11 protein-coding genes are annotated in these 12,177 nt (G+C 73.4%); 5 read left to right on the plus strand and 6 right to left on the minus strand.

Annotated elements, in window-relative coordinates; translation table 11 throughout:
• Nucleotides 1-32 precede the first annotated feature (32 nt).
• From AB0F82_RS03560 to AB0F82_RS03570, 3 genes are all read right to left on the minus strand, one after another.
• On the minus strand, nucleotides 33-1,763 hold the full coding sequence (locus AB0F82_RS03560) for a thiamine pyrophosphate-dependent enzyme (protein ID WP_362623501.1): 1,731 nt from the start codon (nucleotides 1,761-1,763) through the stop codon (nucleotides 33-35).
• Between the two features lie 54 nt (nucleotides 1,764-1,817).
• A complete protein-coding gene (locus AB0F82_RS03565) occupies nucleotides 1,818-3,398 on the minus strand; it encodes an FMN-binding glutamate synthase family protein (protein WP_436842042.1) in 1,581 nt (526 codons plus the stop codon).
• Between the two features lie 138 nt (nucleotides 3,399-3,536).
• On the minus strand, nucleotides 3,537-3,902 hold the full coding sequence (locus AB0F82_RS03570) for a PRC-barrel domain-containing protein (RefSeq protein WP_362623507.1): 366 nt from the start codon (nucleotides 3,900-3,902) through the stop codon (nucleotides 3,537-3,539).
• Between the two features lie 200 nt (nucleotides 3,903-4,102).
• On the opposite strand from AB0F82_RS03570, the gene AB0F82_RS03575 reads away from it, so the two are divergent.
• From AB0F82_RS03575 to AB0F82_RS03585, 3 genes are all read left to right on the plus strand, one after another.
• On the plus strand, nucleotides 4,103-4,753 hold the full coding sequence (locus AB0F82_RS03575; protein ID WP_362623510.1) for an HAD family hydrolase: 651 nt from the start codon (nucleotides 4,103-4,105) through the stop codon (nucleotides 4,751-4,753).
• A gap of 167 nt (nucleotides 4,754-4,920) precedes the next feature.
• A complete protein-coding gene (nadE, locus tag AB0F82_RS03580) occupies nucleotides 4,921-5,751 on the plus strand; it encodes an ammonia-dependent NAD(+) synthetase (protein ID WP_362623512.1) in 831 nt (276 codons plus the stop codon).
• Nucleotides 5,752-5,797: 46 nt separating this feature from the next.
• Complete coding sequence (locus AB0F82_RS03585; protein WP_362623515.1) at nucleotides 5,798-6,295, plus strand: DUF1877 family protein; 498 nt, start codon at nucleotides 5,798-5,800, stop codon at nucleotides 6,293-6,295.
• A gap of 70 nt (nucleotides 6,296-6,365) precedes the next feature.
• Here the strand turns inward: AB0F82_RS03585 and AB0F82_RS03590 are convergent, their stop codons facing one another.
• Nucleotides 6,366-7,211, minus strand: a complete 846-nt coding sequence (locus AB0F82_RS03590) for an IclR family transcriptional regulator domain-containing protein (RefSeq protein WP_436842043.1) — start codon at nucleotides 7,209-7,211, stop codon at nucleotides 6,366-6,368.
• Nucleotides 7,212-8,065: 854 nt separating this feature from the next.
• Nucleotides 8,066-8,644, minus strand: a complete 579-nt coding sequence (locus tag AB0F82_RS03595) for an RNA polymerase sigma factor (protein ID WP_362623518.1) — start codon at nucleotides 8,642-8,644, stop codon at nucleotides 8,066-8,068.
• Between the two features lie 563 nt (nucleotides 8,645-9,207).
• Between AB0F82_RS03595 and AB0F82_RS03600 the strand changes: the two genes are divergently transcribed.
• On the plus strand, nucleotides 9,208-10,425 hold the full coding sequence (locus AB0F82_RS03600) for an FAD-dependent monooxygenase (RefSeq protein ID WP_362623520.1): 1,218 nt from the start codon (nucleotides 9,208-9,210) through the stop codon (nucleotides 10,423-10,425).
• A 229-nt stretch (nucleotides 10,426-10,654) separates the two neighbouring features.
• On the opposite strand, the gene AB0F82_RS03605 is transcribed toward AB0F82_RS03600, so the two are convergent.
• Nucleotides 10,655-11,311, minus strand: a complete 657-nt coding sequence (locus tag AB0F82_RS03605; RefSeq protein ID WP_362623523.1) for a hypothetical protein — start codon at nucleotides 11,309-11,311, stop codon at nucleotides 10,655-10,657.
• A gap of 134 nt (nucleotides 11,312-11,445) precedes the next feature.
• Between AB0F82_RS03605 and AB0F82_RS03610 the strand changes: the two genes are divergently transcribed.
• Nucleotides 11,446-12,123 (plus strand): response regulator transcription factor, encoded by a 678-nt coding sequence (locus tag AB0F82_RS03610; RefSeq protein ID WP_362623525.1) that lies wholly within the window; start codon nucleotides 11,446-11,448, stop codon nucleotides 12,121-12,123.
• The last annotated feature ends 54 nt before the right edge of the window (nucleotides 12,124-12,177 follow it).

The raw sequence follows: 12,177 nt of genomic DNA on the forward strand, positions 1-12,177 counted from the left end.
GATCACGCGCGCGGGGACCGGAACACGGCCCGTCAGCCCGCACCGCCCGGGAAGATCTCCTTGGCCTTGGCGACGGCGAAGCCCCATGCCTGGCCTACGGTCGGCTTCGCGGGAACGGCGACCTCGCCGGGGTTGGTCAGTACGTCCAGCAGGACGGGACCCGGGGTCTCGAACGCCTTGCGCACGCCGTCGTGGAGGCCGTCGGGGTCGGTGACGCGGATCCCCGTGAGTCCGAGAGCGGTGGCGACGGCGGCGAAGTCGGGATTGTCCAGGACGGTGCCGAACTCGGGCAGCCCGCCCTGTTCCTGTTCGAGTTCGACCATGCCCAGGCGGCGGTTGTCGAAGACGACGATCTTCACGGGCAGCCGGTACGCGGCGATCGTCATCAGGTCGCCCAGCAGCATGCCCAGGCCGCCGTCACCGCACAGGGCGACGACCTGCCGCTGGGGCGCCCAGAGCTGTGCTCCGAGGGCCTGGGGCATGGCGTTGGCCATCGACCCGAGGTTGTACGAGCCGATCAGGCGGCGGCCGCCGCGCAGGGTGACGAAGCGGGAGAGCCAGACGGTGGCCATGCCGGTGTCGGAGGTGAAGACGGCGTCGTCGGCTGCGTACGAGTCCACCGCGGCGGCCAGGGCCTCGGGGCGGACGGCATGGTCCCGGTTGTCCAGGGCCGCCCGCAGCCTGCCGGTCCGGCGCCGGTCGTGGGCCGGGTCGGCCAGCCGCCGCTGTCCTTCCCGCCATTTCGCGAACCGGTTCCGGGCGTCGTCGAGATGGGCCCGGTCGGGTGCCTTCTCCAGCAGCGGCAGCAGGGCCCGCAGCGTCGCCCCCACGTCTCCGGCCAGGCCGACGTCGACCGGCACCCGGCGCCCCAGGTGCTCCTCGCGGACGTCGATCTGGACGACCTTGCGGCCCTTCGGGTACCAGTCGCGGTAGGGGAAGTCGGTACCCAGCATGAGCAGGGCGTCGCCGTGGTCGAGGGCGTGCGCGGCGGCGGGGTTGCCGATCAGGCCGGTCTGGCCGACCTCGTAGGCGTTGTCGTGCTCGAAGCCCTCCTTCGCCTTGAGGGTGAGCACCATGGGCGCGGCGAGCAGCTCGGCGGTGCGGAGCACTTCGGCACGGGCGTCGCGGGCTCCGCGGCCGACCAGCAGGGTGACCCGGGATGCGGTGTTCAGGAGTTCGGCCGCCTCCGCGAGGGCTGCGTCGTCCGGGCGGGTGACGGCGTGGCCGAGGGCGAACCGGACGGGCCGGTCCTCGCCCAGCTCCATGTCGCCGAGGTCCGCGGGCACGGTGAGGACCGCCACTCCACCCTGGCCGACGGCCGCGCGGACGGCGGACTCCAGCATGCGGGGCATCTGCTCCGGGGAGGTGACGGTGGCGCGGTAGACGGCCACGTCACGGAAGAGGAGGTCGTTGTCGACTTCCTGGAAGTAGTCGCCGCCCATCTCGGCGAGGGGGACCTGGCCGCAGATCGCGAGCACCGGGGCCCGGCTCTTGGCCGCGTCGTACAGCCCGTTGAGGAGGTGTACGGAGCCCGGCCCGACGGTGCCCGCGCACACCCCGATGACGCCCGAGAGCTGGGACTGCGCGCCGGCGGCGAAGGCGGCGGCCTCTTCGTGCCGGCAGCCGATCCAGTCCAGGCCGTCGGTGGTGCGGATCGCTTCGGTCAGTGGGTTCAGTGCGTCTCCGACGACTCCGAAGACGTGCTGGACGCCCAGGCTCTTCAGTCCGTCGACGATGACGTGGGCGACGGTGCGTGATGCCACAGGAGTACCCTCCGGTCGGTTCGGTACGGCTCCCCGTCGGTGCGGGTGCCGGGTTCAGTGGGCGAAACGGTCGGGGTCGGCCGCCTGCCAGTCGGATGCCCAGTCGACGGGTGCGGATGCGAGCAGTTGGCCCGGGGTGAGCCAGGTGTGGAGTTCGGCGTAGGAGCGCACGGTGTACGGGTCCACGCGCTGGAGCAGCATGTGGGGGCGCAGGCCGCGCGGGTCGTCGACCCCCAGCGAGGCCATGATCTGGAGGGCGCTCTTGACCGTGGCCTCCTGGTAGCGCCGTACCCGCTGCGACTTGTCGGCGACGTCGACGGCACGGGCGCGCCGCTCGTCCTGGGTGGCGACACCGACGGGGCAGGTGTTGGTGTGGCAGCGCTGGGCCTGGATGCAGCCGACGGCGAACATCATGGCGCGGCCGGCGTTGGTGTAGTCGGCCCCCTGGAGCAGGCGTTTGACGATGTCGCTGCCGGTGGCGACCTTGCCGCTGGCCCCGATCCGGATCCGGTCGCGCAGCCCGACGCCCACGAGGGCGTTGTGCATGGCCATCAGGCCCTCGCCGAGCGGCAGGCCGATGTTGTCGACGAACTCAAGCGGCGCCGCGCCGGTACCGCCCTCCGCGCCGTCGACGACGATGAAGTCCGGAGTGCTGCCTTCGTCCAGCATCGCCTTGCACACGGCGAGGAACTCGCGGCGCGAGCCGAGGCACAGCTTGAAGCCGACGGGCTTGCCGTCGGCGAGTTCGCGCATGCGCGCCAGGAAGCGCACCAGCTCGCGCGGGGTGGAGTACACGCGGTGGAAGGGCGGCGAGATGACGGTCCGGCCCTGCGGGACGCCACGGATGCGGGCGATCTCCTCGTTGACCTTGGCGGCCGGCAGGACGCCGCCGATGCCGGGCTTGGCACCCTGGCTGATCTTCAGTGACACGCACTTGACGTGCTCGTGGGCGGCCTTGCGCGCGAACTCCCGCTCGTCGAAGCCGCCGTCGGCCGTCCTGCAGCCGAAGTACCCGGTGCCGATCTCCCACACGAGGTCCCCGCCGGGGCGCAGGTGGTACTCCGACAGACCGCCCTCACCGGTGTCGTGGGCGAATCCGCCGAGCCGCGCACCGGTGTTGAGCGAGAGGACGGCCCGGGCCGAGAGGGAGCCGAAGCTCATCGCCGAGACGTTCAGCAGGGCCATGTCGTAGGGCCGGGTGCAGTCGGGGCCGCCGATGCGGACCTTGGGGGCGGTGGTGCTCACCGGCCGGGGGGCCATGGACGGGGTGAGGTACTCGCTGCCGGCCCGGTAGAGGTCGAGTTCGGTGCCGAACGGCTCCTCCGCGTCGGTGCCCTTGGCGCGCTCGTAGACGATGTCGCGGGTGTCGCGGTCGAAGGGGCGGCCGTCGAAGTTCCGCTCGATGAAGTACTGCTGGAGCTCCGGCCGCAGCTTCTCCAGCGCGAAGCGGAGGTGTCCGAGCACCGGGTAGTTCCGCAGGACGGAGTGCCGCCGCTGCACGACGTCGTGGAGGGCCGTCGCCGCGAGCAGGAGCAGCGGAGCGGCCGCGGCCGACCACCAGGGCGAGACGAGGACGGCGGCGGCGCAGGCCACCACCGCGAGCGGGACGAGGACGGCGACCACAAGTAGTTTCAGCACATCGCGCTTGTGTCCCGGAGCCGCGGAGCCATGCGGTCGGCCGGCGGTGCTCCTCCTCGCGGAACACGGCACGGCCGTGGGCCCGAACTCGGGGAGTTCGGGCCCACGGCCTCGCAGCGGTCGGACTCCGGCCGGTCAGAGCGGCGGGAGGCCGAGACGGGTGGTGGCGTAGTAGGTGCCCAGTTCCTCGCGGTAGTCCCGGTCGCCGAGGTGCTTCTCCCGGTGGAACTCGGGGGCGTCCTTGATCTGGCCCTTGGTGCGGTCCACGTAGACGGTCCGCTCCTCCGGGTCGATGCTGACGACGGTGCTCGCCGGCAGCAGGACCTCCTTGCCGAAGATCCAGACCCCGGTGTCCACGACCAGGTAGGCGTCACCGACCTCGTCGGAGTGCTTGTCCACCTTGCCGATGCCGCCGTCGGTCGCCTCGACCTTGTAGCCGGTCAGATCGGTGCCGGCCAGGTGGCCCGAGGTCGACTTGTAACTCCACACATGCTCAGTCACGCGGAAACAACTCCTCCGATGGACGGGGGACGGCGGGGGACCCCCCGACCGTCCGTCCTTCTTCGTACGTCGTGCACGGGGTGTTCGTGCTCCCCGTGAACTCCGCCTGCCCCGCCTCCGGCGCCTCATGCACGCGGACGCACTCGCCCGGTCCGCGGGCCCCGGCGCCGCCGAAACGGCCCGGACCCTATGCTGCGGGGGTGATCAAGCCGATTGAACTCGTCATATTCGACTGCGACGGTGTGCTCGTCGACACCGAGCGCATCGCGACGCGCGTCCAGGTCGGCCTGGGGGCGGAGCTCGGGTGGCCGCTCACCGAGGGCGATGTGGTCGATCTGTTCATCGGGCGGTCCAACGCCTCGGTACGGGACCAGGTCGCGGCCCGGCTCGGCGAGGGGACGGCCGACGTCTGGGCGAAGCGGTTCGAACAGCTGCACCGCGAGGCGGTGGACGCCGGTCTGACCGCCGTCGAGGGGCTGCCCGAGGCGCTCGACGCGATCACCCTGCCGACCTGCGTCGCCTCCAGCGGCTCCCACGAGAAGATGCGGCACACCCTGGGCCGGACCGGTCTCTACGACCGCTTCGCGGGCCGCATCTACAGTGCCACCCAGGTGGCGCGCGGCAAGCCCGCGCCGGACCTGTTCCTGTACGCGGCGCAGCGGATGGGCGTCGACCCGGCGGCCTGCGCGGTCGTGGAGGACAGCCGTCCGGGTGTCGACGCGGCCCGCGCCGCCGGGATGCGGGCCTTCGGTTTCGGGGGCGGGATGACCCCGGCCGAACGCCTCGAAGGTCCGGGGACGCGGGTGTTCCACGAGATGCGCGACCTGCCCGGCCTCATCGCGGCGGGTTGACGGGGACCGGCTGTCCCCGGCCCACGGGCAGCCTCCCCGCCGGCTCGTGCAGCCCCTGAGCAGGCCTTCGCGGCGTTTCCTCTAGAGTGCTTCCGGCCCCTCTTCGCGCCTGCGGCCCGCCCCGCGGCGCGAAGCGAACTGTCCGCGGGCCCGACCGAGGAGCAATCGTGACCGACCAGGCGTCCATATCGCTGCAGCAGGAGATCGCCCGGGACCTCCAGGTGAGCGCGTCCTTCGACGCCCGGCAGGAGATCGAGCGCCGCGTGGCCTTCCTCGCCGACCGGCTGGTCTCCACCGGCCTGCGCTCGCTGGTCCTGGGCATCAGCGGCGGTGTGGACTCCACGACCGCCGGCCGGCTGTGCCAGCTCGCGGTCGAGCGGGTGCGCGCCGCCGGGCACGAGGCGACGTTCTTCGCGATGCGGCTGCCGTACGGCGTCCAGGCGGACGAGTCGGACGCGCAGCTGGCGCTGGAGTTCATCCGGCCCGACCGGGTCCTGACCGTCGACGTGAAGGCGTCGAGCGACGCCGCCCTGGATGCGGTGCTGGCCGGCGGCACGGTCTTCCGTGACGAGCACCAGCAGGACTTCGTGCACGGCAACATCAAGGCCCGCCAGCGGATGATCGCCCAGTACGCGGTGGCGGGAGCGCACGCGGGCCTCGTGGTGGGCACGGACCACGCCGCCGAGGCGGTGTCCGGTTTCTTCACCAAGTTCGGCGACGGTGCGGCCGACGTCGTCCCGCTCACGGGCCTGACCAAGCGCCGGGTCCGGGCCACGGCGGAGGCGCTGGGGGCGCCGTCCGCGCTGATCTGGAAGACCCCGACCGCGGATCTGGAGACGCTGAAGCCGGGGCTGGCCGACGAGGAGGCGCTCGGCGTCACCTACGACGACATCGACGACGTCTTGGAGGGCAAGCCCGTCGACGCGGCCGCCCTCGGCATCATCGTCAACCGCTACCGCGCCACCGAGCACAAGCGGCAGCTGCCGATCGCCCCCTGATCCGGTCCCGTCAGCTCTGTCAGTGCCCACGCCTACGGTGTGGGCCATGAGCATGATCGGGCAGTACCTTCGCCTCTCCCCCGCCGAACTGGAACGCGCCTCCCGCGACCCGGACTGGGCGGCCGAGCACGCGCACGGCCTGTACGACCGTGACGACGCGGCCGCCGCCGCGCGCGTGCACGAGACCGACAAGGCCTGGCACGCCCTCGACTTCCTGCTGACCCGGCGCGGCTTCCCGGTGGACGTGGTCTTCGGGGAGGCCGACATGCCCTGGCCGGCCGGCCGGGACTGGGGCTACGGACCGCCCCGGCTGCTGCCCGCGGACCGGGTGCGTGCGGCCGCGGACGCCCTGGACGCCCACACTCCCGATGCCTTGGCCGACGGCGTCACCCCGGCCGATCTGGCCGCGGCGAACATCTACCCGCAGACCGTCTGGGAGCGGGGCGAGGAGCCGGCCTGGGTCGCGTCCTACTGGGCCGCCCTGGCGGCCTACCTGCGTGCGGCTGCCCGGGAGGGCGACGCGCTGCTGATGTGGATCTCCTGAGCGGGGCCAGGACCCGGGTCGGAGCCCTGGCCCGCGGCGGGGGGGCGGATCACCGCCCGCTTGAGGGCGCTCAGGCGGAGGTGGACAGGATGGTGTCCTCCGGCCTGCGGACCGTGGGCCGGGTGCTGCCGGCGACGATCAGGGCGAGCAGGACGGCGGCCGCCTCGCTCTGCAGGATCCGCGCGGCCTGCTTCAGCCGGCCCGGGTCGGGGACGGGGATGGACAGGGCCACGCATTCCGGGTTGCGGCCGGCCGTGATGGGGACCGCCGCGCACACCGTGCCGAGGACGTACTCCTGGAGGTCGAGGAGGGGCGTGTTGGGCGGGCGGCCGTCGAGTTGCCGGAAGAGGACCCGCTGACTGGTGAGGGTGTGGGTGGTGAAGGGCGTGAGCGGGTGGCGGGACAGGTGGTCGCGCCGGTCGTCGTAGTCCAGTTGGGTCAGTAGCGCCTTGCCCACGGCGGAGGCGTGCGCGGCGGCGCGGAAGTCGACCCACTCCTCGACCACGGGTGTGGCCGGGCCGTCCGCGTACTGGGTGATGGCGACCTCGCCGTCGGTGTAGCGGGCGACGTAGACGGCGGCGCCGACCGCGTCCCGTACCCACGCCAGCGTCTCGCGCAGGTGCCCGCGGCCCTCGCCGCCGTCCGTCTCGCTCAGCAGCAGGGCGTGGCCGGCCACGTAGGCGTCCGGTCCGATCGGTGTGGCCAGGTCGGCCCGGATCAGCTGCTCGACGGCCCGCGCGAGGACCAGCTGGGGCAGCTTCGTCTCCCGGGCGATCTGTGTCAGGTTCACCCCGCCCGAGCAGCGGTTGACGACCTCCAGGACGCGCAGGGCCTGGTGGACGGATTCCAGCGCCGCCTGGGCCGGGCGTCCCTCGGGGGACGTGCGGACCGCATGGGTCGACTGCGGCCGTTTCAGCGCTTCGAGGGACCACCCGTTCGCCTGCTCCGTGAGGTGCAGGGGGTTGAGCCGGGCGTTCTGGGCGACGGCCACGGCGACCTGCGGGCCGGGGGTGTAGACCTCGCCCAGGTCGGGGTCTTCCTTGCGGGGGCGCGCCATGAGGGCCTCCCGCAGTCGCGCCGGGAGCCGCAGCGGCGGCCTGCAGGCCCGGCCGGGTCCGCTGGTCAGGGAGGTGAGGTCCTGGGTGGTGATGGGCGGGGACGTCCAGATGACGGAGGCTCCGAGGGCCTCTTCGAGGTCGGGCGGGATCTGGGGCACGGGCGGGAGATGTTCGTCGGGCGGCAGGGCGTGGGCCTGGCGCTTCCAGTAGCGGGCGGTCGCGACCTCGGCGCGCGACAGGTGGTGGAGGTAGAGGCAGCGGGCGGCGGTCTGCGAGCCCGCCCCCGCCGCGTACTGGAACCAGAACTGCGCGCCCTCCGTGCGGTCGGCGAGGTGGAGCAGGCAGCCGAACAGCAGCGCCGAGTCCATGCCGTGGGGCCAGGAGTCGGCGGCCAGGGCGAGTTCGGCGAAGTCCCGGCTCTCCACGAGGCACCAGGCGACGTCGTCCAGGCCGCGGGCGGCCCGCACGTGGCAGGCGGCGTCGAGGACCAGGTCGTCGTTCTCGGCCGGTGCGGTCCGCCCGCGTCCGGGCGCGGCCGCGCCGGCGGCGGTTCCGGTCGCCGAGCGGGCGCGGTCGGCGGCGATCCGGCGGGCGATGCGGCGCCGGGCGGCGCCCTCGTCGTATCCGGCGTACTCCTCCGCGAGCACCGTCGCGTCCGCCAGGGCCGCGTCCACTTCACACAGCGGCATGTCGCGGTGGCGTGGCAGGTCGCTCACTGGTCCTTCTCCTCTCCGGGGATCCAGTCCACCCCGAGTTTGCGGGACAGGGTTCGGCGTGCGCCGCGGATGTGCGATCGGACGGTGGCGGGGGAGATCCCCATCATCCGGGCGACCGTGTCGCAGTCGTTGCCCAGCAGGAAGGCCAGCAGCACCACGTCGTACTGCCGCTCGGACAGGCCCGCGATCGCCGCATACAGCCCGAGCTTCGACTCCAGCAGCTCCAGCCGTTCCCGGGAGGAGCGGCGCAGGGCGGCGAACCAGGCCGTCTCCACCACAGCCACCTGCCGGCCCAGGACGGCCAGCCGCCGCTCGACGTGCTCGCGGAGCACCGCCCAGGCGAAGCCGTGCAGGCTCGCCTCCTTCAGCGCCTGGCACCACACCTTCAGCAGGAAGGTGAACACGTCGTCGACGACTTCCTCGGCGTCCTTGGGATTGCCCAACTGCAGGTGGGCGTAGCGCAGATAGGCGCGGTGCTGCTGGGAATGGAAAGCGGTGAATTCCACCGGCAGCACTCCGGCCAGTTCACTGGAGACGGCGCGGTCTCCTGATGGGTCGAATTCTCCTTCGTTCATACGCTCCCCCACAGCTGTTCACGGCCGCCCGTCGAGGTGGCGGGGACCTGACGGTGGCGGGCCGCGGGACCGGCCGGGAGACGGTCGGGGGCCGGCCCGTCCGTTCCTCTGCCCGCCCCGCGGCCCGGCAGGCGCATGCGCGCCCGGAACACATCGGCTACGCCGACGCTGACCACGGTGGTGACTGACAGCGCGCGGGCGACCGTCTCGGCGACATTCACTTCGGAGCGAACCTTCCCGATGGAGTGTGCGTGACCGGCTGCCTGCCCCCGCACCAGCAGCCGCGGAGCGCCGGGCGCTCCCACTCACCACCCCATCGGAAAAGGAGCCCGATCGTGCAAGCCGGTCCTCGGAAATCCCGGGAACGAAGCGCATTCACTTCTCCGCGCGCCCCTGGTCCCCCGCGCACGCCCCCGATCGGCGGGCCGCTCATCGCACCGGTCACGGAAGCGCGGAGTTTCAGTAACGTGGTCGGCCCCGGAGGCGACCCGGCACGGGTCCACGGGCGGTGTCGTCCAACAGCGGGCTGTCAGGAGGCGGTTGTGCGGGGCGGAACGATTGCGGTGATCGGCGGAAGCATCGCGGGCTGCGCGGTCGCCACGGCGGTGGCGCGGGCGGGCGCCGGGCAGGTGGTGGTCCTGGAGCGTACGCGCGGCCGGCTGGCGGACCGGGGCGTGGGGTTGTGCGTGCACGACGAGCGGGCCGTCGAACTCCGCGCGAGCGGCGCCCTGCCCGCCGGGATCGCGGCGCACCGGCTCCAACGGCGCCGCTGGGTGGTCCGGGACGACGCCGAGGGCGCCGGCGGGCGGCTGCTGTGGCAGCAGCCGTTCCCCTTCCACTCCTACCACTGGGGGCTGCTCTGGCGCGGACTGCGCGAGTCCGTGCCCGACACGGTCGTCTACCGGCAGGGCCAGACGGTGACGGCCGTCGAGGCCGCCGGGAGCGGGGCCGCCGGGGACGACGGGGCGCGGGTGCGGCTCGCGGGCGGTTCGGTGGAACGGTACGACCTGGTCGTCGGCGCGGACGGCTACCGGTCGGTGGTGCGCGCGGCGCTCTGCACGGACTCCCGGCCGCGCTACGCGGGGTACGTGTGCTGGCGCGGGAACTTCGACGCGGCGCGCCTCGACGAACTGGGCGCTTTCGCGGACCCGGTGCCCGAGGCGGTGACCACGGTCTGCTTCCCGGGCGGGACCTGCGTCGTGTACCGGATCCCCGGGCCCGGCGGCCCCCGGGTGAACTGGGTGCTCTACGCGGCTCCCCCGCAGGACGGGCAGCTGCGCCTCGACGACCCCACGAGCTTCCCGCCCGGCGCGCTGACCTCCGGACTGGCGGAGCACCTCGACGCGCTGCTCGAGCGGGAGTTCCCGCCGTACTGGCGGCGGGCGCTCGCGTTGACGGACCCGGCGGACACCTTCGTCCAGCCGATCTACGACCTGGAGGCGGCCCGGACCGCGGGCGGCCGCCTGCTGCTCGCCGGGGACGCCGCCAGCGTCGTACGCCCGCACAACACGAGCGGGGCCGCCAAGGCCCTCCAGGACGCGACCGCCCTCGCGGACGGCTGGCGCCGCTCGGAGTCCTTCGAGGATCTGCTGGACGGCTACCACCGGGCGCGCGGGGCCGCCGGCCGGGAACTGGTCGAGCTGGCCCGCCGCCTGGGCCGGGCCCAGGTGGAACGGACCCCGGCCTGGGCGGCCATGGACGGCGACCGCATGGCGGCCTGGTGGCAGGGCCAGCTCGACGGAGCGCCCGGCATCGGGGGACACGCCCTCGGGCGTGGCTAAGGGCTGTCCCTGTCCCGTAATGCCCGGCGGGCGCACAACGACAGCCACGGCACCTCGGCGCGTCGTCGGAACGCCCGGATACGCCCGGTATCGGCACGCTCCTCCGCCGTGCGATGCACCGCATCCGACGCCGCGCGCTGAGCCACCGGGGATCACGTCCCAAGGTCCTGCCCGCAAAGTCCCGCCGGTGTGGCGGGATCCGGCACGCACGCCTGCCGCGCGGCCGACGCTACTTCGCGGACACTCCCCGGCCGCCGAGGGTGGTGTTGCCGGTGATCGTGCCGTCCGTGCCGGACACGGTGACCGCGTGGCGGACGCCGTCGGGGCCGAGGACCACGGCCAGCCAGGCGCCGCCACCGCCGTCCTGGGCGACCGCGCGCAGGCTCTCCACCTTGCCGCCCGACACGGCCGCCGCGGCCTTGGCGGCCGCGTCGCCGATGGACAGGGACGGCAGCGGCGCGGGCGCCTGACCGCCCTTGCCGTAGCCCCCGCGCCCCTCGAAACGGCCGGGAGCACCGGGCAGACCGGGGGCGTCGGGGTGGCCGAAGCGCTCGCGCACCTCGGGGCCGCCCTCGCCGCCGGGCACCTTCCGTGCGCGCTCGCCGTCCGGCGCCTCGTCCTGCGGTCCCCGCTTGAACCCGCCCCCGTGGCCGGGCTCGAAACGGAGCATGTGCGGCCGGTCGGCACGCTCGTGGTGATGGTGGTGCTCGGCCACGGCCACCGCCGTGACCCCGCCGCCCACGACCACCACGACCGCGCCCGCCGCCACCCAGCGGGCGCGCCGGCCGCGGGGCACCAGCCGGGACAGCACCACGCGCTTGCGCGCGCCGGCCTCCGGCGCGTTCCCGGGCGGCTGCTCGGGCGGCGGCGGAACGGATTCAGACATACGGTTGCTCCTTCTGACGGCCGGACGCGGTGCCCGGCTCGCCCCAGAGCATGCTGAGGGGATGCTGAAGCCCAGCTGAAGCCACCTGAAGACCTCTTCAGCCGGGCGCCGCGGGCGCCTGCGATCCTGTTCGGATGCGCGTACTGGTGGTGGAGGACGAACGGCGGCTGGCCGTGGCCCTGCAACGGGGTCTGCAGTCGGAGGGGTTCTCGGTGGACGTGGCCCACGACGGGCCCCAGGGCCTGTGGATGGCGACCGAGCACGACTACGACCTGATCGTCCTCGACATCATGCTCCCCGGGCTGAACGGCTACCGGGTCTGCGCGAAGCTGCGCGCGGCCGGCAACGAGTCGGGGATCCTGATGCTCACCGCCAAGGACGGCGAGTACGACGAGGCGGAGGCGCTGGACACCGGCGCCGACGACTTCCTGTCCAAGCCGTTCTCCTACCTCGTGCTGGTCGCCCGGCTGCGCGCGCTCGGCCGGCGTACGGGTGGCCGGCGGCCGCAGGTGCTGCGGTTCGGCGACCTGCTGATCGATCCGGCCCGGCGCACCTGCTCGCGTGGTGCGACGGAGATCCGGCTGACCGCCAGGGAGTTCGCGATCCTGGAGTACCTGGGCCGCCGGTCCGGCGAGGTGGTCTCCAAGCGGGACATCCTGGAGCAGGTGTGGGACGCCGCTTTCGACGGTGACCCCAATGTCGTGGAGGTGCACGTCAGCGCGGTCCGCCGCAAGGTCGACGCACCGTTCGGCCGGGCCGCGCTGGAGACCGTCCGGGGAGCCGGATACCGACTGGCGGCCGACGGTGGCTGAACCCTCCCGCCTCCGCGGGCACGTCGGCGACGCCCTGCGCTCGCTCCCCCACGC

Source organism: Streptomyces virginiae (assembly GCF_040638905.1).
In the GTDB taxonomy this organism is placed as follows: Bacteria; Actinomycetota; Actinomycetes; order Streptomycetales; family Streptomycetaceae; genus Streptomyces; species Streptomyces virginiae_B.